Origin of the sequence: Pseudomonas sp. SIMBA_041, from assembly GCF_046535095.1 — a bacterium.
Lineage (GTDB): Bacteria > Pseudomonadota > Gammaproteobacteria > Pseudomonadales > Pseudomonadaceae > Aquipseudomonas > Aquipseudomonas mucoides.
Window position 1 is genome coordinate 194,926 of the sequence record NZ_JAWRXJ010000009.1, and the last position, 22,443, is coordinate 217,368.

Below are 22,443 nucleotides of genomic sequence, written 5' to 3' on the forward strand. Positions count from 1 at the left end.
GGCTTGCCCGCGATGGCGGCCAGTCAAGCAATAAAGAACCTGCTGGCTTAACGCCGAACCTGTTTCAGTGTCTCCGCAATAAGAAAAGCCAATTCCAGCGACTGATCCGCATTCATCCGCGGATCGCAATGGGTGTGATACCGGTCCGACAGCCCATCCTCAGTAATCGGCCGCGCCCCACCAATGCATTCAGTCACGTTCTGCCCGGTCATCTCGATGTGGATACCGCCGGCATAACTGCCTTCCGCCTGGTGAACCTGGAAGAATTGCTTCACCTCGCCAAGGATCTGCGCGAAGTCGCGGGTTTTGTAGCCGCTGCTGGCCTTGATGGTGTTGCCGTGCATCGGGTCGGAGCTCCACAGCACCTGCTTGCCTTCGCGCTGCACTGCGCGGATCAGCGCCGGCAAATGATCGCCAACCTTGTTCGCACCCATTCGCGCGATCAGGTTCAGCCGGCCCGGATCGTTGTCCGGGTTCAGCACGTCAATCAGGCGAATCAGGTCTTCAGGGTTCATGCTTGGGCCGACCTTGACCCCGATCGGGTTGTTCACCCCACGCAGGAATTCGACGTGTGCGCCATCGAGCTGGCGGGTGCGGTCGCCGATCCACAGCATGTGCGCCGAGCAATCGTAGTAATCGTTGGTCAGGCTGTCGCGCCGTACGAAGGCTTCTTCGTAGTTGAGCAGCAGCGCTTCGTGGGCGGTGAAGAAACTGGTTTCGCGCAATTGCGGCGAAGTGTCCATGCCGCAGGCGCGCATGAACGCCAGGGTTTCATCGATGCGGTCGGCCAGGTGGCTGTATTTTTCCGCCAGTGCCGAGTTGGCGATGAAGTCCAGGTTCCACTTGTGCACCTGATGCAGATCGGCAAACCCGCCCTGGGCGAATGCCCGCAGCAGGTTCAGGGTGGCGGTGGACTGATGGTAAGACTGAAGCAGGCGTTCCGGGTCCGGCACGCGGCTTTTCTCGTCGAAACCGATGCCGTTGACGATGTCGCCACGGTAGGCGGGCAGGGTCACGCCGTCGATGGTTTCGTCATTGGCCGAACGCGGTTTGGCGAACTGACCGGCCATGCGCCCGACCTTGACCACCGGGCAACCGGCGGCGAAGGTCATGACGATCGCCATTTGCAGCAGGACTTTGAAGGTGTCGCGGATTTTCGCGGCAGAGAACTCGGCAAAGCTCTCGGCGCAATCGCCGCCCTGCAACAGGAAGGCGCGCCCCTGGGTCACTTCGGCAAACTGACGGCGCAACTCCCGGGCCTCACCGGCAAACACCAGCGGCGGATAACCGGCCAGGGTTTGCTCGACTTGCTGCAAGTGAGCGGCGTCGGGGTATTGAGGTTGTTGCTGGATCGGCAGGGCGCGCCAGCTGTCAGGGCTCCAGGGTTGGCTCATCACGTTCTCTAGTGTTTTACGCTCGGACGGTTATGTTATCAGCAATTAGTGCGTGACCTGTTCCCGTCGCTTCGCGGACAATCGCGCCTTTGCCGCGCCCCCTCGCGGTTTTATTGCGCTGCTGTTTATCACAGGTCGGCGCGGCAGCAATCAGGAGACGAAATGACTGAGGAGCGCGTCGAGCATCTGCTCGCCGAGGTACAGGATGAGTTCGGCGTGATACGCGTGCTGGAAGTCGCCGACTACCGTTTTCTGGAGTTCGGCGATGCCATCGAGCAGAGCTGCGTCTTCACCGCTGATCCGAGCTGGCTCGAGTACGACTACACCCGGGCGATGCTGATCGGTGCGCTGTGCCACGAGCAGCCGGAAAGCGCGCTGTTTCTGGGGCTTGGCGCGGGCACGCTGACTCAGGCCTGCCTGAAGTTTCTGCCGCTGGAAGATGTCGAAGCGATTGAATTGCGCCCGGACGTACCGCGCCTGGCCATTGAATACCTGGGGCTGGATGATGATCCTCGGTTGTATATCCGGGTGGGTGATGCGCTGGAATTGCTCGACACCGCTGAGCCGGCGGACCTGATTTTCGTCGACCTTTACACCGATGTCGGTCCGGGTGTCGGGCATCTGGCCTGGAGCTTTCTGGAAAACTGTCAGAAGCGCTTGAATCCGGGGGGCTGGCTGGTGATCAATCAATGGGCCACCGATGATGGAAAACCGTTGGGCGCGGCGTTGTTGCGCGGGCTTTATCACCGGCATTACTGGGAGCTGCCGGTGAAGGAGGGCAATGTGATTTTGATCGTGCCTTCGGAGCTGGATCAGGAATTGGACATGGACGGTTTGCTCGCCCGGGCCGAAGGGCTGGCGCCGCGATTGGGGTATTCGTTGCAGTCGCTGATCAAGGCGATTCGCCCGGCGACTTAAATGTGTTGCCTGTAATGGCCTCATCGCGGGCAAGCCTTGCTCCTACAGGTTGTGGATAACCCTTGTAGGAGCAAGGCTTGCCCGCGATTAAGTCCGAAAAACCAACACAAAATCAAAGCCCTTTGAAGATACCGGGCCGCTTCTCGACCATCGACCGCACCCCCTCCTTGGCATCCTCACTCGCCAACAACTTCTTCACCAGCGGCGGCAATCCCTGCGCCGCCGCCGTTTCCCCTTCATAGCGCGCCTGCCGCGCCGACATCAACGTCGCCTGCACGCCCAATGGCGCCTGCCGGGCAATCCGTTCCGCCAATTCAATCGCCCTTGGCAGCAGATCCTCGCTGGCCATGACTTCCTGCACCAGACCCAGATGCAACGCGTCATGCGCATCAAACTCATCACCGGTGAGCAGCCAGCGCATGGCATTGCCCCAGCCGGCGACCTGGTGCAGGCGCAATGTGGCGCCGCCAAACGGAAAAATCCCGCGCTGCACTTCTTTCTGGGCAAAGCGGGTGTTACTGGCGCACAGGTTGATGTCAGCGGCCAGCATCAACTCGATGCCGATGGTCAGGCAGTAGCCTTGAGCGGCAACAATCACCGGTTTGCTGACGCGGGGGCCGGCAAAAACACCCCACGGATCGCAGCCACCCGGCGGGGCCTGCCAGCCTTCGGCCAACGCCGCGCTGGCACTGACCAGATCGAGCCCGGCGGTGAAATGCTCGCCATGACCGAACACCACCGCGACCCGCGCCTCGTTATCGGCCTCGAATTCGCCGTAGGCCAGGCTCAGTTCGTTGAGCAGTTCAAGGTCGAAGGCGTTGCGCTTGGCCACCCGATCCAGGCCGATCATCAGGACATGACCGTGTCGTTCGCGGGTGACGCGACTGCAAGCGGGCTGATTCATGGAACAATTCCTCGGGCGGGAAGGGTGTGTCAGACCGCAGGTCTGCTTGCTAACGATGAACCGTTTTAGCGCCATCACCAGCAGGGCCGGGCCTTTGAAAAATAGACCGTGTCAGGATTATCCGCAAAGCCTGTGACACAACGGTGTATCCGTCAGTTTTCCGACAAATAATGCTCCCTTTTTGGGCGAATTCCGGTATAGTGCGCGCCGGCCTTTAACCGGGCCGCGTTTAGGTAGCGCAATTCCCCGAAGTCAGCTTCGGCTGCACGTCCGCACAGCGGACTCTCCCTTGACGAATCTTTTTCATTCATTCGTTTTCGCAAATCCCCGCCGACAAAGCAGCCAGGGCGACTCTTGAGTCTTACACGGCATGCGCAGCTTTGGAGCATGGGTCTTTGCGGATGCACTTAGAGGCAGACCCATGACCCAGGAAACCGGCGGCTTCGCCGCTTTTAATCTTAATCCGAATATCCTTGCAGCCGTCATTGCGACCGGCTACGAAGAGCCTTCGGCTATTCAGCAGCAATCGATCCCGATCATCATGGCCGGCCACGACATGATTGGCCAAGCGCAAACCGGTACCGGTAAAACCGCCGCGTTCGCTCTGCCAATCCTGCATCGCATCGATCCTGCAAAGCGCGAACCGCAAGCCCTGATCCTGGCGCCAACCCGTGAGTTGGCGCTGCAAGTAGCAACCGCTTTCGAAACCTACGCCAAGCAAATGCCGGGCGTTACCGTTGTGGCCGTTTACGGCGGCGCCCCTATGGGTCCACAACTGAAAGCAATCCGTAATGGCGCACAGATCGTTGTCGCCACTCCGGGCCGTCTTTGCGACCACCTGCGTCGTGACGAAAAAGTCCTGGCTACCGTGAACCACCTGGTTCTCGACGAAGCGGACGAAATGCTCAAACTGGGTTTCATGGACGACCTCGAAGTCATCTTCAAGGCTCTGCCAGCAACCCGTCAGACCGTATTGTTCTCGGCCACTCTGCCACAGTCGATCCGTGCCATTGCCGAACGCCATCTGCGCGATCCGCAACACGTGAAGATCCAGACCAAGACTCAGACCGTTACCGCGATCGAACAGGCTCACCTGTTGGTTCACGCTGACCAGAAGACCTCGGCTGTATTGAGCCTGCTGGAAGTGGAAGATTTCGACGCCCTGATCATGTTCGTGCGCACCAAGCAAGCGACCCTGGACCTGGCCAGTGCCCTGGAAGCCAAAGGCTACAAAGCCGCTGCGCTGAACGGTGACATTGCTCAGAACCAACGTGAGCGCGTGATCGAATCCCTCAAGGATGGCCGTCTGGACATCGTTGTGGCGACCGACGTTGCTGCTCGTGGCCTGGACGTTCCGCGCATCACTCACGTGTTCAACGTTGACATGCCGTACGACCCAGAGTCCTACGTTCACCGTATCGGCCGTACCGGCCGTGCCGGTCGCGAAGGTCGTGCACTGCTGCTGGTGACTCCGCGTGAGCGCCGCATGCTGCAAGTGATCGAGCGTGTAACCGGTCAAAAGGTTGCCGAAGTTCGCCTGCCGGACGCTCAGGCCGTTCTCGATGCCCGCATCAAGAAACTGACCAACAGCCTGTCGCCGCTGGTAGCTGATGCCGAATCGACCCACGGTGATCTGCTGGATCGTCTGACTGCCGACATCGGTTGCACTCCGCGTGCACTGGCCGCTGCTCTGCTGCGCAAGGCAACCAACGCTCAGGCGTTGACCCTGGCTGCGATCGAGAAAGAACGTCCACTGGTGCCGAACAATGCACCGCGTGGCGATCGTCCAGAGCGTACCGGTGATCGTCCGGACCGTGGTGATCGCGAGCGTCGTGCTCCGGTTCCATTGGCTGAAGGTCGTGCTCGTTGCCGTACCGCGCTGGGTGCGCGTGACGGTATCGCTGCCAAGAACCTGCTGGGCGCTATCCTGAATGAAGGCGGTTTGGCTCGTGAAGCCATCGGCCGCATCCAGGTACGTGACAGCTTCAGCCTCGTCGAGCTGCCGGAAGATGGTCTGGAGAAGTTGCTGACCAAACTGAAGGACACTCGCGTTGCCGGTAAGCAGTTGAAGCTGCGTCGCTATCGCGAAGATTGATCCGCTCTTGAGCTGATTGATCGCACATAAAAAATCCCCGACTGGTTCGGGGATTTTTTATGCCTGCTGTTTGTACCCTGCCTGTCGAGCAGCGTCGCACCCATCGCGGTCTACCGGTCAGCCAAAACGATAAATGTCCATGCCCAGCGCGCCCATGGTGAACCCCTGATGCGCAATGCTGAACTCGCCTCCAGCCCCACGAGCAAAATACAGCGGCAATAAATGCTCATCGCTAGGGTGATTGCGCACGGCATTGGGCGCCTGCTGACGGTAATCGTGCAGCGCCGCTTCATCGTCGGCCGCGAGTTTCTCGATCATCCAGTCGCGGAAGGATTTGGCCCACGGCTCGACGCTTTCCGGGCCCGCATGCCAATCCAGTTCACGCAGGTTGTGCGTGATGCTCCCAGAGCCGATCAACAGCACGCCATGCTCACGCAGGCTGGCCAAGGCATGGCCGACGCGGGTTTGCAGGGCAGGACCGCCACGGGTGGGCAGCGAGACTTGCACAATGGGGATATCGGCTTGCGGATACATCAACGTCAAAGGCACCCAGACACCGTGGTCGAACGGGCGCTTGGCATCGATGCGTGCTGGCAGATCGGCGGCCTTCAATAAATCGACAACCTCCGCCGCCAAATGGGGATTACCGGGTGCGGGGTACTGAACGTCGAACAACGCCTGCGCAAAGCCGCCGAAGTCGTGCCAGGTTTCCGGCCGGGGATTGCCGCTGACCAGCAGCTCATTGCTTTCCCAATGCGCCGATACGATCACGATGGCTTTCGGTTTCGGCAATTCGGCGGCTAATCGAGCTAGAGCCGGTCCGCTGGCCCCCGGTTCCAGTGCCAACATGGGCGAGCCATGGGATATGTACAGGCTGGGGAACATGAAAGAGCTCCTGAGGGGTAAGATGGCGTCATCTTCAGTCAGATCATTGATCTAAATCTAATATAAGTTTTAGGGTCTTTTGATCGAATTTTCGGGATTAATTATGCAGCCGGAGTTTTGGCACAAGCGGTGGACGACGAATCAGATCGGCTTTCACCTGCCGAAAGTGAATCCTTATCTGCAACGGTACTGGCCGCAGCTGGGGCTGGAAGAAGGCTCGCGCGTACTGGTGCCGCTCTGTGGGAAAAGCCTGGATCTGCTGTGGCTGGCGAAGTGCGGTCACGAGGTGTTGGGCGTCGAGCTGTCGGAAAAAGCGGTGGAAGACTTTTTCCACGAGCATCAATTTGATCCGGACGTCAGCGACCAAGACCCTTTCACGGTCTATCGAGCGGGCTCGATCGAGATCTGGTGTGGTGATTTCTTCGCGTTGACGGCCGGTGATGTCGCCGACTGCAGCGCACTGTACGACCGCGCAGCGTTGATAGCCTTGCCACCGATGATGCGCGAGCAGTACGCCGCGCATCTGACGCGGATTTTGCCGAAGAAGTCGCTGGGGTTGCTGATTACCCTGGACTACGACCAGGCGCAAATGGACGGCCCGCCGTTTGCCGTGCTGGATGATGAAGTGCAGCGGTTGTTCGGTAGCTCGTGGGCGCTGAAGATTCTAGAGGATCAGGATGTTCTGAGTTCGAGCGGGAAATTCCTGGAGGCGGGGGTTACCCGGCTTGAGGAGCGGGTGTATCGGGTTTCCAGCCATTAAGGTGTGTTGAGTTTGCTGGCCCCATCGCGAGCAAGCTCGCTCCCACATTGGAATGCATTCCCCTGTGGGAGCGAGCTTGCTCGCGATGAGGACAGGAAGAACACCGCATCAACCAGGCAAATAAAAAAGGCCCGCATCACTGCGGGCCTTGTTTTTTTGTTGCTGAACAATCAGCGCTGAAGTCGATGCAGCGCGTTGATACGTTCTTCCAGCGGCGGGTGGCTCATGAACATCCGGGCGAACCCTTGCTTGATGCCACCGTTGATGCCAAAGGCGTTCAGGGTGTCCGGCATGTGTACCGGCAGGCCTTGTTCGGCGCGCAGGCGTTGCAGGGCGCCGATCATCGCGGCAGTACCGGCCAGGCGTGCACCGGCTTCGTCGGCACGGAATTCACGCTTGCGCGAGAACCACATGACGATGGAGCTGGCCAGAATGCCCAGGACCAGCTCGGCGAAGATGGTTGCCACGTAGTAGGCAATCCCCTGGCCTTCTTCGTTCTTGAAGATCACCTTGTCGACAAAGTTGCCGATGATCCGCGCGAAGAACATCACAAAGGTGTTCACCACGCCCTGAATCAGCGCCAGGGTGACCATGTCGCCATTGGCCACGTGGCCAATTTCGTGGGCCAGCACGGCTTTCACTTCATCAGGCGAGAAACGCTCCAGCAAGCCCTGGCTGACCGCGACCAGTGCGTCGTTCTTGTTCCAGCCCGTGGCGAACGCGTTCGCCTCGTAGGCCGGGAAAATCCCGACTTCAGGCATCTTGATCCCGGCTTCCCGGGACAGTTGCTCGACGGTTTGCAGCAGCCATTGCTCGTGACGGGTGCGTGGCTGGGTGATGATCTGGGTGCTGGTGCTCATCTTCGCCATCCACTTGGAGATGAACAGCGAGAACAGCGAACCGGCAAAACCAAAGACCGCACAGAAAATCAGCAGCTGATTGAGGTTCAGATCAACCCCGTTGGCCGCCATGAACCCGTTGAAGCCGAAAAGGCTCAGGGTGATGCTGGCAATCAGCACGACCGCCAGGTTAGTGGCCAAAAACAGCAGGATGCGCATCATGGTTGTAGAAATCTCCTCGTGCTAAAGATGTAGCGTACTGCGGGGTATATAAGGTGCTGCACCGGGCTATTCAACCGGGTGACTATTTCAAACTGTGTCCTACGGCAACAGTCTAGCCGTTTGCAGGCCTTTTCCGATGCGGGCATGGGAAATGTTTGACAGGCAAAGCGCGGCGTAGGCCCCGCCGTCGTTAGACGCGAGCACCCAACCAGTGACCAGGCATGACTTGAAACAAGGAAGTGCGGCGGGATGCAGAGATGTGTTGCTGAATTAATCACCGCGCGACTTTCGCAAAAAGTCGCACGGTGACGAACCCCTTTTACTGACGGTAGGACTTGAGGAAGCTACCGATCCGCCCGATGGCCATCTCCAGTTCATCCACACGCGGCAGGGTCACCACGCGGAAGTGATCCGGCCAAGGCCAGTTGAAGGCTGTGCCCTGAACCACCAGCAGCTTCTCGGAGAGCAGCAGGTCGAGCACGAACTTCTCGTCGTTGTGGATCGGGCAGACTTTCGGGTCGATCCGCGGGAACGCATACAGCGCGCCCATCGGCTTGACGCAGGTGACGCCCGGAATGTCGTTAAGCAATTCCCAGGTGCGATTGCGCTGTTCCAGCAAGCGGCCCTGCGGCAGCACCAGGTCATTGATGCTCTGATAGCCGCCCAGTGCGGTCTGGATCGCATGCTGGCTAGGCACGTTGGCACACAGGCGCATATTGGCCAGCATGTCGATGCCTTCGATGTAGCTCTGTGCGTGATGTTTCGGGCCGGAGATGGCGATCCAGCCGGAACGGAAACCGGCAACGCGGTAGGACTTGGACAGACCGTTGAAGGTCAGGCACAGCAGGTCCGGGGCCAGGGACGCGGTGCAAATGTGCACGGCGTCGTCGTACAGAATCTTGTCGTAAATCTCATCCGAGAACACCACCAGGTTGTGCTGGCGCGCCAGTTCGAGCATGCCCAGCAGCACTTCTTTGGAATACACCGCACCGGTCGGATTGTTCGGGTTGATGATCACCAGCGCCTTGGTGTTCGGCGTGATCTTGGCCTTGATGTCCGCCAGGTCCGGCCACCAGTTGGCCTGTTCGTCGCACAGGTAATGCACCGGGTTGCCGCCGGACAGGCTGACCGCGGCCGTCCACAGCGGATAATCCGGGGCCGGCACCAGCACTTCGTCGCCATTGTTGAGCAGGGCCTGCATCGACATCACGATCAGTTCGGAAACGCCGTTGCCCAGGTAGATGTCTTCGATGCCGACGCCTTCAACCTGCTTCTGCTGGTAATACTGCATCACGGCCTTGCGCGCGCTGAACAGGCCTTTGGAGTCGCTATAGCCCTGGGCGGTCGGCAGGTTGCGGATCACGTCCTGGAGGATTTCGTCCGGCGCTTCGAAACCAAAAGGCGCCGGGTTGCCGATGTTCAGCTTGAGGATGCGATGACCTTCCTCTTCCAGGCGTTTGGCGTGCTTGAGCACTGGGCCGCGAATGTCGTAGCAGACGTTGGCGAGCTTGTTCGATTTGCTGACCTGCATGGCGATGTGTTCCCGAAAATGAACGATCCAGGCGGTGTATGAACTACCGTACTGGGAATCCTGCGTATTCACACAGGCCTGACGCCTTGAGATGCAGCACCCATAAATCCGTTTGAATGCGCGTGGTCTGGCTGCCAGACTGGCGTTTGACGAGGCGCAATCATACGTGCCGCCCGATCCGTGGAAAAGGTACAGATCGGGCTTTTTCAGTTGCTGAGGTGTGAAGATGGAAAAGTTGGAAAAAACCCTGGAAGAATGGAAGGCAATGCTCGATCCGGAGCAGTACAACGTGTGCCGCCTCAAGGGCACCGAACGGCCGTTTTCCGGTAAATACAACGGCACCAAGACTGACGGCGTTTACCACTGCATCTGCTGCAACGAGCCGCTGTTCGACTCCAAGACCAAATTTGACTCCGGTTGCGGCTGGCCGAGCTTCTACGCGCCGATCGGCGACAGCGCCATGGTCGAGATCCGTGATGTCAGTCACGGCATGATCCGCACCGAAGTGGTCTGTGCCAAATGCGATGCACACCTGGGGCACGTGTTCCCGGACGGTCCGCCGCCGACCGGCCTGCGTTATTGCATCAACTCGGTGTGCCTGGATCTGGTGCCGCGAATAGTGTGAGCCCTGTAGGAGCACGGCTTGCCGGCGTGGCAATCTCAAGGACGCCATCGCCGGCAAGGCGTGCTCCTACAGGGATTGTCCTGCTTCCATTGATTTATTAAATTGCACACAATTCAATTGCTCGCTATGTTTGTCTCATCTTCTTTCATCAAGAGTGCAAGTCATGACCGACAACCTGCTGAGCATCCCGTGCACCACCATCAAGGGTGAGCAAAAGACCTTGGCCGATTACGCCGGCAAGGCCGTACTCGTGGTCAATACCGCCAGCAAGTGCGGCTTCACCCCGCAATACAAAGGTCTGGAAGAGTTGTGGCAGACCTACAAGGACCAAGGGTTGGTAGTGCTCGGCTTTCCGTGCAACCAGTTCGGCAAGCAGGAACCCGGCAATGAAGGCGCCATTTCCGAATTCTGCGAATTGAATTTCGGAGTCAGCTTCCCGCTGTTCAAGAAAGTCGACGTCAACGGTGCCGGTGCGCATCCGTTGTTCGTTCAGCTGAAAAAACGCGCACCGGGTGTGCTGGGTTCGCAGGGCATCAAGTGGAACTTCACCAAGTTCCTGATCGGCAAGGACGGTCAGTTGGTCAAGCGCTTTGCCCCGGCGACCAAACCGCAGGACCTGAGCCGCGAGATTGAAGCCCTGCTCAAATGAATAGCCTGTCAGTCGATTCGCTGAAGCTCGACAGTCAGCTCTGCTTCAAGCTGTACGCCGCTTCCCGTGCGGTGATTCGAGCCTACAAGCCGATGCTCGACCAGCTCGGCCTGACCTATCCGCAATACCTGGCCATGCTGGTGTTGTGGGAATGGCAGGAGGCCGCTCCTGAGCAACCGACGGTCAAGGCGCTGGGCGAACGTCTGGCGCTGGATTCCGGCACCCTGACGCCGTTGCTCAAGCGACTTGAGCAACTGCAACTGGTGCAGCGCCAGCGTTCGGCTCGCGATGAGCGTGAGGTGCACCTGAGCCTGTCACCGGCCGGCAAGGCGCTGCGTGATCAAGTCGGCCCGCTCAAGGCGCGCCTGTTGTGCGACAGCGGGGTGGATCTGGATCGCCTGAGTGATCTGCGTAATGGTCTCGATCATTTGCTGGGGCAGATCAAGGCACTGTCGTAGCTGGAACCCATAGATCAAGCAGCGCGGCCAGTTCTTCTCGGCGGAAAGGCTTGGCCAGGTAGTCGCTCATGCCCGCCGCGCGGCAGCGTTCGCGTTCCTCGGACATGGCGTTGGCGGTCAGCGCGACGATGGGCAGTTGCGGCCAGCGTCCGCTGCGACGAATTTGCCGGCTGGCTTCGTAGCCGTCCATCACCGGCATGTTGCAGTCCATCAGCACCAGATCGAAGTCGCTTTGCTCCAGTTGATCCAGCGCTTCGGCCCCATGAGCGGCGACGATGACCTCGCAGCCCAATTTGCCGAGCATGCCTTTGGCGACCAATTGATTGACCGGGTTGTCCTCGACCAGCAATACCCGTCCGCGCCGCTGGTGGGGAAGGGCTTCGATCCGCGCGCCATTGATCATCGTGGTTTCTGGCTGCAAGATCCGCCGCAAGGTCTGGTACAGCGCATTGCGTGCCAGCGGCCGAGCCTGTTGCTGCAAGGGCGCGAGGGCACTCGCCTGTTCGCTGGGCATGAAGTTGCCATAAGCGGTCACCAGCAGAATCGGCGCGTCAAGGGTGGGGCGCAGGCCAAACAGGCATTCGGGGCAGTCGGTGATCAAGACATCAGGTTCAAGTCCGAGCAGCGAGTCATCGATGGAACGCTGTTGATAGTCGAGTCCCCACGCCGGCAGCAGGGTTTTCAGCAGCTCGGCCAGACCGCTGCTGGCCGCGGTGATCGCAATGATCTTGCCGGACAGCGGTGCCGGGGATACGGCGCGAGTGTGAGCGGACAGCGGCAGCTCGGCGCAGAACTGACTGCCAAAACCGGCTTCCGAGCTGATCGTCAGGCGTCCCTGCATGGCTTCGCAGAGGTTATAGGTCAGGGCCAGGCCCAGCCCTGTACCGCCGAACTGCCGGGTAATACCGGCGCCGGCCTGGGTAAAGGGCTGGAAGATCTTGACCTGGGCATCGTGGGCGATCCCGATGCCGGTGTCGCAGACTTCGATTCTGACCCCCTCTTCGAAGGCAGACAGACGCAAATCGACCCGACCGAAGCGAGTGAACTTGAGCGCATTGGACAACAGGTTGCTGACGATCTGCCGCACCCGGGTCGGGTCCCCCAGCACCAGTGCCGGAAATTGTGGATCGATCAGGCACGTCAACTCCACGCTCGGCGCCGCATTCTGGGAGAGCAGGTTGGCGGTGTCTTCAACCAGCGCGCCAAGGTCGAACGGAATGTGTTCGAGTTCCAGTTGCCCGGCATCGAATTTCGACAGGTCGAGAATATCGTTGAGCAGCTCCACCAGCACTTTGCCCGAGTCGTGGGCGATCGACAGTTGTTGCTGCTGTTCGGCCGTGAGCGGGCCGTCCAGCGACAGCGCGATCATTCCCAACAGACCATTGAGAGGGGTGCGGATTTCATGGCTCATGTTGGCCAGAAAGACCGAGCGTGCTTCAGCCATCTCGATGGCCGTGGTGCGCGCGACTTCAAGTTCCTGATTGGATTGGCTGAGCCGGGCATTGATCGCCTTGAGTTCGGCCGTGCGTGCCGAAACGATGTTTTCCAGTTGACTGAGGTAGTCGGTCAGACGGTTTTCGGCGTTGCGTCGTTGCTGGATCTCGGTGGCGATGTTTTCGAATTGTTGGTTGGCGACTTTGACCAGCACACCGATTTCATCGTTTTCATGCCCCGCCGGGTATTCCAGCCAGGTCGGCTGCGCACTGCGCGGATCGCGGCCACTGAGTTCGCGGATGACCCGCACCAGGGGCTTGGTCAGCATCACGTAGAACAGCGCCAGCAGAATGCCTGTCAGGATCAGGCTTCGGGCGAAGCCGTTGAGCAACGTCACTTCGGCCCGGCGCAGGAAGCGGCTGCCGAAGGCGTAGGTGTCGACTTCCAGTTGCAAGGTCCCGAGCGATTCGTTGGGCAGGTGATCGAGAAACAGACGGTCTTCGAACTGCCGATTGGCGCCGAACAGGAAATCGCTGATGACTCGATAGCCACTTTGCGCGCTTGGGCGTTTGACGCTGGCCAGCACGGTATTGTTGTTGTCGGTCAGTTTCGCGCTGAGGATCGCCGGTGAGCGCACCAGGCCCATGGTCAGTTCCTGGGCGAGTTCGGCGTCGATGTTGTAGGCGATGCGCGAGGCAGGGTTGTGGCTGATTTCCAGCAAAGACAGTATTTCGCGGTTGATGGAGGCGTCTTCGCTGGCATAATCGATGCCTATTTGCAGCAGGCTGAGCAGCGTGCCCAGAATGAAACCGACCAGCACAGTAAGCCTGGCTTGCTTGTATGACAGCCGGTGGGTGAATTTGATGTCCATGGGGTGTTGAACCACTTCCGTTTCCTTTCGCTGCTCAAGCATAGTCGATCATGCATGGATTCCGATGTTCTCGCGAACCCCTGAGCAGGGGATGAACCGGGCACTGAACGCTGTGTATTCGTCGCTGTATCGCCATCATCACTGTGAATGTGCCCGAGGAGAAGACGTGGACGCCCGATTGAATGCTTTTCTTGAACGCGCCGATGCTGTTTTGGCCCGTATCGAGCCGCTGCTGCCCGCACCTCGGCAAGCCATCGACTGGAATCAATGCCTGGCCGCACGCTGGCAACGCGAGGGGCGCAGCGGTTTTCTGCTGCCGCTGCACGTCAGCCTCGACATGCGCCTGTCTGACCTGATCGGCGTCGACCGGCAACTGGAGCAACTGGGGCGAAATACCCAACAGTTCCTCGACGGCATGCCGGCCAACCACGCGTTGCTCTGGGGCTCGCGCGGCACCGGTAAATCGTCGCTGGTGCGGGCCTTGCTGGCCGAACACGCCCAGGCCGGTTTGCGCCTGATCGAGATCGAGCGCGATCACCTGGCGGACCTGCCGCGTGTGGTCGAGCAAATCGCCAAGTTGCCGCAGCGCTTTGTGCTGTTCTGCGATGACCTGTCGTTCGAGGCGGGCGAGGGCGATTATCGCGTACTCAAGAGCGTGCTCGACGGCTCCCTCGAACAAGCGCCGGACAACGTTCTGCTGTACGCCACGTCCAACCGCCGTCACCTGGTGCCGGAAAAGGAAAGCGATAACGAAAACTGGAAACGCGTCGACGGTGAACTGCACCCCAGCGAGGCGGTGGAAGACAAGATCGCGCTGTCGGACCGCTTCGGCCTGTGGCTGTCGTTTTATCCGTTTACTCAGGAACATTTCCTCAACGTCGTCGAACACTGGATCGGTCAACTGGCCGGCAAGGCCGGGCTTGAGTGGCAGCGTGACGACGAGCTGGACATCCTCGCGGTGCGTTGGGCAGGAGGCCGAGGCAATCGCAATGGACGTTGCGCTTATCAATTTGCCCGCTATTGGGTCGGGCTCAAGCTGTTGGAGCACAAAGCATGATTGATTTACAGAAGAGCGGCCAAGGGCTGGATGGTTACGGCATGTTGTGGGCGCAGCTGGAATCGTTGCTGGCGGACGAGCGTGATTTCATTGCCAACGCTGCACAGTTCTCGGCGTTCCTGTTCAACCAGCTCGACGATTTGAACTGGGCCGGCTTCTACCTCAACCGCAACGAAGAACTGGTACTCGGTCCGTTCCAGGGGCAAATCGCCTGCGTGCGGATTCCGTTCGGCCGCGGTGTGTGCGGGACGGCAGCGTCGACCTTGCAGACTCAATTGGTTGAAGACGTGCATGCTTTTCCCGGACATATCGCGTGCGACAGCGCATCGAACAGCGAACTGGTTGTGCCGCTGGTCAAGGACGGTCGACTGATCGGCGTGCTCGACCTCGACAGCCCGAAACTGGCGCGGTTTACCGCAGAAGATCAGGCCGGTATCGAGCGCCTGGCGGCGATTTTCCTGCGCCTGACCGATTGCTGATCAAGCACTCAAGCCTGCCTTGACCAGCAGGCTGGTCGGGTCGACGGCGTCAATCTGCTGCGGATCGAGGAATCGTTCTGCGTACTGCAGATAAATGCGCGCCTGGACGAACAGCCCGAACAGTTCCGGGTCAATGTGGGCGTCACGGCACATGTTGGCCATGATGCCCAAGGCCTCGCTCAAGGTTTTGGCCTTCTTGTACGGGCGATCGGCGGCGGTCAGCGCTTCGAAGATATCGGCAATCGCCATCATGCGCGCCGGCAGGCTCATTTCTTCGCGCTTCAACTGTTTGGGATAACCGGTACCGTCCATTTTCTCGTGATGGCCGCCGGCGATTTCCGCGACGTTGTCGAGGTGGCTGGGGAAGGGCAGGCGGCTGAGCATCAGGATCGTCTGCACCATGTGATGATTGATGATGTAGCGCTCCTCGCGAGTCAGCGTGCCTCGGGTGATGCTCAGGTTATAGAGTTCGCCCCGGTTGTATTTGTACGGCGGTACATCGAGCTTGAAACCCCACGGATTGTCAGCCGGAATCAGCTCGTTTTCGACGCGTTCGAGCAGGTGTTCGGGTTTGTCCGCCAACAAGGGTTCGCTGACCGGCAGCGTCGGGGCCGGTGTGCGTGCCTGGCGGCGATTCTCTTCCCATGAAACCCCAAGTCGATCATCCAGCGTACGAGTCCAGGTGCGTTGAGCAATGCCGCGCAAGCGTTGCAGGTCGGCTTCGGCCATGGCCTCGCCGCCCAGATTGCAGTGGGCGACGAACGCGAAATCATCGTCCAGCCCCGCCAGGCTCGCATTGCGTAATTCGGCCAGCTGACGTTCGTCACCGCCCTGGGCGATGGCCTGCCAGTAGTTGATCCAGGCATCGCGCTTGAGCACTTCGAAACGCGTGCGGATTTCGTGGATGCGGTCGTTCAGGGTTTCAAGCTTGGTGGCTTTATCGACCACATATTCCGGGGTGGTGACTTTGCCGCAGTCATGCAGCCACGCCGCGATGTGCAGGGCTTCCCATTCATCTTCCGTCGGGTGATAACCGCTGAAGGCCGGCTCCTGACTGGCCGCGGCAGCCTCGGCGAGCATCAGCGTCAATTCCGGCACTCTCTGACAATGCCCGCCGGTGTAAGGGCTTTTGGCATCGATGGCGCCAGCCAGCAGTTGAATGAAAGAGTCCAGCAGCTGCTTCTGCCTGGCTTGCAAACGCTGGCTTTCAATACTTACCGCCGCCGCGCCAGACACCGCCTGGAGAAACGCGATACGGTCCGGGCGCAGCTTTTCCAGGTCGCTTTGTGCGCCGCTGTCGGTCAGCAAAAGGACCAGCAGGCCGACGGTTTCGTTATGCCGATTGTGCAGCCGGATACCGATCAGGTGAACCCGTGGACATTCCAGCGCCAGCAGCACCTTTTGCAGATCGGCTGCGTTTTCGAAGCCCAGGCTGGTGACCACATTGTCGGCGCTGGACAACTGCTGCATCCACTGAGGGCTCTGTGAACCCTGGAGTTCGTAACCTTGAATACCAAACGTCGACAACGCCTGAGAGGTCTCGTTGATCACCAGACCGTGGGGCTCCATGCGGTCGCCGTCCTGCTCGCGCAGGTAAATCAGGCCCGCCTGGGCCTGCCCGATCTTCACGGTTTCGAACAGCACCCGTTGCAGCAACGGGGCGAAACGAGTCTCGGCGCTCAAGCTGTCAGATATCTGGAAAAAGCTCGCGAGGGTGTCCTTCATGCGCGTCATCGACACGCTCAGTTGGTCGACTTCCAGCACGGGGGAGCGTCGGCTGACGGGAAAGTTGAAGTTGAAACTGCGGATCGCATCGGCTTCTTGCACGAGTGAACGTAAGGGTTTGACTAGAATTCTGGAGGTGAGCCACCCCAGCGGCAGGCACAGCAACAACGTTGCCAGCGTGATCAACGCCCCTTGCCAGCGCATGCGGTAGGCATCGACCAGTAATTCATCTTCGGGCACTAACAGCGCCAACTGCAATCCTTGCGGCCCGCCTTCCTGCATGCTGCTGCGGGCCACAATCCATTCGCGACCGGCGGCGTCCAGGCGATTTCCCTCGGACGGATGGGTGAGCAGGGCACCGAGTGCCGGATTCAGATCGGCCGCCTTGATCAAGCGTGCGGTCTGGTCGTCGACGATCAGACGGCTGCTGTCGGGATAGGCAACGGCATTGCCCTCGGCATCGAACAGCACGATTTCGGTATGCGGGGTCACCACATGTTTGGCCAGCGTCGCCGACAGTTCGGCGAGGGTCAGGTCGGCGCCCATCACCGCATTTTTGCCGCTGCGCCGGGCTAGCGTCGTCCCGACATGGTGAGTGGAGAAAAAGACATAGGGTTCGGTGGTGATCTGGCCCTCATCGCTGCGAGCACTGGTAAACCAGGCGCGTGTGCGCGGATCGTAGGTTTCTTCAGGGTTATCCTGGCGGCTGACGAGCGCCAGGTTTTGATCAAAAAACAACGACTGGGACCGCACCTTCCCGGCACCGGAAGGGTGTTCAATGCTCCAGACCTGATAGGCCGCATTCTCCGGGGCATTGGTGAGCGTTCTCAGGGCGGGGGTGCGCAGGGGGCGTACCATGAAAAAGTCGCCATTGCCGTATCCCAGGTACAGCGAGGCCAGGTTGGGATTGTCTTTGAGCGACTGGCTAAAGGGTTTCAGCAGCGCGAGCCGTTGCTCCAGCGCGGGCGCCTCGGTCGCCGGGTTGTCCGCCAGCAGGCTCAACAGATGGCGAATCGGTTCATAAGTGCCCTGCAGGTCCAGCCGGACATCCTGTTCGATGCGGTTGAACAGTTTTTCACTGCTGGACAAGATGATCTGCGTGGTTTGCCGGTAATTGAAAATGCCCAGCACCACGCCCGTGAGTAGCAGCAGGAAGGTAAACATCACGCTGATATGGACGTGCAGCGGAAACCTGCGTGGATCGGGGCGCAGTGGGTTGGACATTACTGGTCTCTCCGTGATGGTTAACACACTGCTCAGCCGTCCAAGCATAGTTAAGGCTCCATCGTTCTGCTCCTGTCGTTGTGCCCTATTTGTTGTTGCAAGGCGTGCTCCAGCTCGAGCATGGCGTGCTTGATGGCTTGGGTGCAGTCGGCTACGTTTTCGGGGTGGAACGCTTCACGGCAGGCGCTTTCGAGCGCTTCGCAGCTGTCGATCAATCGACTCGCCTGGACGATGCGCGCCGCCCCCTTGATTTTGTGAGCGATATCGAGGAATGACTGGGGGTCTTTGCAGGGGGACAAATCCAGCAATTCCTGGCGGTCCAGACGATTGCTGTTCAGCACTTCGAGCAACAAACGTTGATCCAGCTTTGGATTGCCGCCGGTGAGCAGCTGCAGTCCTTCGAGGCTGAATGCGGGGCGGGCGATCGGTTTGACGCGTTCAATCCACAGTCTCAAGGCCGCGAGGCTGAGGGGCTTGAACAGGCAGTCGTCCATCCCCGCGTGTTTGCAGCGTTGTACTTCTTGCGGTTGTGCGTTGGCGGTGAAGCCCAGCAGGGTGCACGCCTCGCGCGACTGTTGCTGTTCGTATTGGCGAATCAGGCGGGCCAGTTCGTAGCCATTCATGACCGGCATGTTGCAATCGACAATCACCAGATCGAACAGCCCGTGCTTCCATGCCTCGAACCCGGTTTCGCCATCCGTTTCAGCGCAGTGGTGGTGCCCCAAAAACTCCAGTTGCTGGCACATGAGCAAGCGATTGGCCGGGTGATCGTCGACCACCAGGACGTTCAACGGAGTTGAGGTAGGGTGAACAGTCGCTTCGACGGTTTTCGGTCTCAGGTCTGGCGGCAATGTCGTCAGGTGCAGCGCTATCTCGACCTGCGTACCGGCTCCGACCTGGCTACGCAACTGCAGACTGCCGCCCATCATCTCGCACAGCGTACGGCTGATCACCAGGCCTAACCCGGCGCCTCCTCGGGTCGACTGCGCGCTGTGGGTTGCCTGAGTGAATGGCTCGAACAAACGCTGTTGATCCTGCTCGCTGATGCCGATTCCGCTGTCCTGAACCTGCACGCGCAACAAAACCCGCTCGGGCTCGTCTGTGGCCTGCCACTCCACCACAATCCGCACCTGACCCTGTTCGGTAAACTTGATGGCGTTGCTGACCAGATTGGAAAGCACCTGCTTGAAGCGCATCGGGTCCAGCAACACATCGGGTGGCGGATGGGCGGGGCTCAAGTCCAGTAACAGATGCAGGTGTTTCTGTCGGGCGAGGCCGTCGAAGATCCTCACCACCGACGCTACCGTTTCACCCAGATGGACGCGCTCCGGATTCAGGCTCAAATGCCCGGATTCGATGCGCGCAATATCGAGAATGTCCCCGATCAGTTCCAGCAGGTCCTTCGCCGAGTGGTATGCGACGTCGATGGCGGGTCGGTCCGGATGAGCGGGTTCGATACGTTTGAGGGTCAGCTCCAGCATGCCGATGATTGCATTCATCGGGGTGCGAATCTCATGGCTCATGGTCGCCAGAAAAGTGCTTTTGGCTCTGTTCGCTTCATCGGCGCGTTCCTTGGCGGCTCGAAGGTCATCAAACAGTTGTCGCCGCTCGCTGATGTCAATCCAGCCACCAATGATGCCCTGTACTTCACCCTTCGAGTCCCGGTAAGGCAACACCCAGTGGTAAATCGTCAGTTTGCGACTGCCGATTTGCAACGTGCGATCGAGAATCAACGGTGCACCTTCGTTTACGACTCGCTGATAGTCAGACTCAAACTCCCGTGCCTCGAACGCGTTGCTCAAGTTGCCTTGAATGACACTTTTACCGATCACGTCTTCGTACTTTGCGCTGAAGGCTTCCAGGTAACTGTCGTTGCAGCTTTGCAGCACCCCCTGACGGTCCCGCACGTAGATCGGATGCGGCGTGCCGTTGACCAGCGATCGCATGAACTCAAGTTGGTCATTCAATGCGAGTTCAGCCGCCTGACGCTGTTTGATCTGACGACGCATGTAAGCGTTCCAGGCAACAGACATCAGCAGTAGCAGGCCAACCCCCAGCACCACCTGATAGAACACCCGGTGGTAGTTGCGCCAGGTGTTTTGCGATGTCGAGGCGTAACCCCGCCAGCGGCTGTTGATAATGCCCAGTTCTTGCGGGGTAATGCTCAGCAACGCCTTGTCGAGGATGGCGCTCAGTTCTTTGGCGTCGCGTCCGGTTGCGAGGGAAAACGCAGCCTGTTGCGTGCCAACGGTGGAACTGATCTGAAGCGTCTGCTCGAAGACTCTGGATGAGATGAAGTAGTTCGCAATCACCAGCGAGGTTACGGAGCCTTCAGCCTTGCCCTCTGACACCAGTTGCACGGCACTGAAGGTGTCGGGGGTTTCGATCAGAGTGAGGTTCGGGAACTCGAGACGCAGGTAATCCACCATCGGATTACCCTGGGCAATCGTCAGGCGTTTACCCGAAAACTGTGTGAGGTCGTTCGGACTGCCGGCCACTTTGCGCGTCAGCAGGACAAAAGAGTTTTCCAGATAAGGGCGGCTGAAATTCAGCAGCGTTTCACGGTGTGCGCTGGGCAGCAGGGCGGCAATCAGGTCGGTCTGATGCTGACCGATACGATCAATCATCTCGTCATCACTTCGGCTGCGTTGGATCTCGAAGCGCAAACCGGTGCGCAACCTGATCAGTTCGAGCAGATCGGCAGCGACACCTCGAAAGTTGCCGTCGTTATCGAAAAATGTCAGCGGCGCAAACGCTTCATTGACCACCACGCGAACCACCGGATGTTGCGCCAGCCAGCGTTCTTCGCGAGTGGTAAGTTGCAGTTTGTGATCGGTGAGAAGAATGTCACTGCCTGCACTCCAGCGTTTGGCAATCTCTTCCCGCGAATGGGTGGGTGTGGCATTCAGTATCGTGTTGATGATCCCAAGCAGTTCCGGGTTGTTGCGGTGCACGGCAAAACTGAAGCCGTGGACTTCGTGTTTACCGAAGTTGGCCATCCGGACGTTGTTCAGGTAACCCTTGTTGATCAGGTAGTGGGTCGAAATGGTGTCACCGAGAAAGACGTCCGCCTGGTCGAACGCAACCGCGTTAATTGCATTCTGGTAAGACGGGTAGGCCGTGATGATCGCCTTTGGATACAGGGCTTTGACTTCTTCCATCGGTAAATAGTGGTACACCATGCTCAACCGCAATCCGGCCAGTCCATCGGACAGGGATCGGGTTTCTCCTTCGCGTGTCACCAGAACCGGTTGGTCCGCGGCGTAAGGTGTCGACAGCACAATATCGGCGTTACGGGCCTCAAATCCGTTGGCGCTGCCGAGCATGTCGACCTCACCGTTTTCCAGCGCCTTGATGGCATCTTCCCGGGATGCGTAGCGCTGAACCTTGACTGGCAGGCCGGTCGCCTTGCCAAGGATGCCGGCGTAATCAGCGGTGAAGCCTTCATAGTCGCTGCCGCTGCTGGTCAGGTCGAAAGGCGGGTAATCGGGGGCTGAGCTACCCAGAATCAATTCGCGTTTGTTTTTGATCCATTGTCGCTGTGATTTATCCAGTTGTACTTCCATGTGCCCGACCATTGAGCGACTGAGCAGGGTGTAATGCTCGCTGGCGGAGTGTGTCGCAGACACTGAGGTGCTCAGGCACAAGCCGGCAGTGATCAGTATCAGATAATCCTTTAAACGACTGGGCATCCGGTCTCTCACACTAAGGCGTTGCGTTTTGCCATATCGATAAGTTCAACCAGTGATTTGGCTTTGAGTTTTTGCATCAAGCGTTTTTTATAGGTGCTGACGGTCTTGTTGCTCAGGAACATGCCCTTGGCAATTTCCTTGTTGGTGCGGCCTTGTGCAAACAGTTGCAATACCATCAATTCCCGGTCGTTGACTGACTTGAATAGCTCCAGGTCGGCATATCGCGTGTCATCGCTACGGACGGGGTTCAGCGCCTGGCTGGGGAAGTAGTTGTAACCGGAAAGCACCGCTTTGATTGCACTGACCAGCTCACTCAGGTCTTCCTGTTTGCAGACATATCCCGACGCGCCGGACTGCATGCAGCGAATACCGAACAAGGTCGGGCACTGGGCCGTTAAAACCAGGGTTTTTAACGGAGTACACATGGCATTAAAACGGGATAGAACTTCCAGTCCATCCAGTTTGGGAATGCTGATGTCGAGAATAACCAGGTCTGGCATGCATTCGCGGACCATCTGCATGGCGTCGACCCCGTTATCCGTTTCGCCGACGACTTTATAACCTTCATGTTCGAGCAACATTCGGACGGCAAGACGGATAACGGGGTGATCGTCGACAATAAAAACGGAGTTCATAATCAGATCCCATGCGAGCTCAAATAAAGCGCGCACCTTAGCTCAG

The 22,443-nt window shown here is 58.9% G+C and carries 17 protein-coding genes; 8 read left to right on the forward strand and 9 right to left on the reverse strand.

Annotated features, from left to right (window positions below; genetic code table 11):
- Positions 1-47: 47 nt before the first annotated feature.
- On the reverse strand, positions 48-1,394 hold the full coding sequence (locus SB725_RS22380; protein WP_027925724.1) for a class II 3-deoxy-7-phosphoheptulonate synthase: 1,347 nt from the start codon (positions 1,392-1,394) through the stop codon (positions 48-50).
- Between the two features lie 162 nt (positions 1,395-1,556).
- Between SB725_RS22380 and SB725_RS22385 the strand changes: the two genes are divergently transcribed.
- Complete coding sequence (locus SB725_RS22385) at positions 1,557-2,312, forward strand: spermidine synthase (protein WP_027925725.1); 756 nt, start codon at positions 1,557-1,559, stop codon at positions 2,310-2,312.
- A 112-nt stretch (positions 2,313-2,424) separates the two neighbouring features.
- Here the strand turns inward: SB725_RS22385 and SB725_RS22390 are convergent, their stop codons facing one another.
- A complete protein-coding gene (locus SB725_RS22390; RefSeq protein ID WP_027925726.1) occupies positions 2,425-3,216 on the reverse strand; it encodes a crotonase/enoyl-CoA hydratase family protein in 792 nt (263 codons plus the stop codon).
- 421 nt (positions 3,217-3,637) lie between these two features.
- Here SB725_RS22390 and SB725_RS22395 point away from each other — a divergent pair, with 421 nt between their 5' ends.
- Positions 3,638-5,311, forward strand: a complete 1,674-nt coding sequence (locus SB725_RS22395; protein WP_007943712.1) for a DEAD/DEAH box helicase — start codon at positions 3,638-3,640, stop codon at positions 5,309-5,311.
- A 117-nt stretch (positions 5,312-5,428) separates the two neighbouring features.
- On the opposite strand, the gene SB725_RS22400 is transcribed toward SB725_RS22395, so the two are convergent.
- The gene (locus SB725_RS22400) at positions 5,429-6,196 is read right to left on the reverse strand and encodes a DODA-type extradiol aromatic ring-opening family dioxygenase (RefSeq protein ID WP_027925727.1); all 768 of its coding nucleotides are present in this window, start codon (positions 6,194-6,196) and stop codon (positions 5,429-5,431) included.
- A gap of 103 nt (positions 6,197-6,299) precedes the next feature.
- Between SB725_RS22400 and SB725_RS22405 the strand changes: the two genes are divergently transcribed.
- A complete protein-coding gene (locus SB725_RS22405; protein ID WP_410922588.1) occupies positions 6,300-6,956 on the forward strand; it encodes a thiopurine S-methyltransferase in 657 nt (218 codons plus the stop codon).
- A gap of 170 nt (positions 6,957-7,126) precedes the next feature.
- Here the strand turns inward: SB725_RS22405 and htpX are convergent, their stop codons facing one another.
- Positions 7,127-8,017: a protease HtpX gene (gene htpX, locus SB725_RS22410; RefSeq protein WP_027925729.1), complete on the reverse strand. Its 891-nt coding sequence runs from the start codon at positions 8,015-8,017 to the stop codon at positions 7,127-7,129.
- A 319-nt stretch (positions 8,018-8,336) separates the two neighbouring features.
- Positions 8,337-9,548, reverse strand: coding sequence for a pyridoxal phosphate-dependent aminotransferase (locus SB725_RS22415; RefSeq protein ID WP_027925730.1), 1,212 nt, complete (start codon positions 9,546-9,548; stop codon positions 8,337-8,339).
- Positions 9,549-9,774: 226 nt separating this feature from the next.
- Between SB725_RS22415 and msrB the strand changes: the two genes are divergently transcribed.
- The 3 genes from msrB (at position 9,775) to SB725_RS22430 (ending at position 11,280) form a co-directional block, all read left to right on the forward strand.
- A complete protein-coding gene (msrB, locus tag SB725_RS22420; RefSeq protein ID WP_027925731.1) occupies positions 9,775-10,173 on the forward strand; it encodes a peptide-methionine (R)-S-oxide reductase MsrB in 399 nt (132 codons plus the stop codon).
- Between the two features lie 163 nt (positions 10,174-10,336).
- Complete coding sequence (locus tag SB725_RS22425; protein ID WP_027925732.1) at positions 10,337-10,822, forward strand: glutathione peroxidase; 486 nt, start codon at positions 10,337-10,339, stop codon at positions 10,820-10,822.
- On the forward strand, positions 10,819-11,280 hold the full coding sequence (locus tag SB725_RS22430; RefSeq protein ID WP_059182407.1) for a MarR family winged helix-turn-helix transcriptional regulator: 462 nt from the start codon (positions 10,819-10,821) through the stop codon (positions 11,278-11,280). The genes SB725_RS22425 and SB725_RS22430 overlap by 4 nt, the downstream gene beginning before the upstream one ends.
- Here the strand turns inward: SB725_RS22430 and SB725_RS22435 are convergent.
- Positions 11,264-13,585 carry a response regulator gene (locus SB725_RS22435; protein WP_027925734.1) on the reverse strand — a complete coding sequence of 774 codons (2,322 nt, stop codon included), beginning with the start codon at positions 13,583-13,585 and terminating at the stop codon, positions 11,264-11,266. The two genes, SB725_RS22430 and SB725_RS22435, sit on opposite strands and share 17 nt — an antisense overlap.
- A 166-nt stretch (positions 13,586-13,751) precedes the next feature.
- Here SB725_RS22435 and SB725_RS22440 point away from each other — a divergent pair, with 166 nt between their 5' ends.
- Entirely contained in the window at positions 13,752-14,642 is an 891-nt protein-coding gene (locus SB725_RS22440; protein ID WP_059182408.1) for an ATP-binding protein, read from the forward strand.
- Positions 14,639-15,121: a GAF domain-containing protein gene (locus SB725_RS22445; RefSeq protein ID WP_027925736.1), complete on the forward strand. Its 483-nt coding sequence runs from the start codon at positions 14,639-14,641 to the stop codon at positions 15,119-15,121. Before SB725_RS22440 ends, SB725_RS22445 begins: the two co-directional genes overlap by 4 nt.
- Here SB725_RS22445 and SB725_RS22450 read toward each other — a convergent pair whose 3' ends face one another.
- The 3 genes from SB725_RS22450 to SB725_RS22460 are packed head-to-tail and all read right to left on the reverse strand — an operon-like array spanning position 15,122 to position 22,397.
- Positions 15,122-18,070 (reverse strand): HD domain-containing phosphohydrolase, encoded by a 2,949-nt coding sequence (locus SB725_RS22450; protein ID WP_410922589.1) that lies wholly within the window; start codon positions 18,068-18,070, stop codon positions 15,122-15,124.
- 50 nt (positions 18,071-18,120) lie between these two features.
- Positions 18,121-21,762 (reverse strand): transporter substrate-binding domain-containing protein, encoded by a 3,642-nt coding sequence (locus tag SB725_RS22455; protein ID WP_027925738.1) that lies wholly within the window; start codon positions 21,760-21,762, stop codon positions 18,121-18,123.
- An 8-nt stretch (positions 21,763-21,770) separates the two neighbouring features.
- Positions 21,771-22,397: a response regulator transcription factor gene (locus SB725_RS22460; RefSeq protein ID WP_027925739.1), complete on the reverse strand. Its 627-nt coding sequence runs from the start codon at positions 22,395-22,397 to the stop codon at positions 21,771-21,773.
- Positions 22,398-22,443 lie beyond the last annotated feature (46 nt).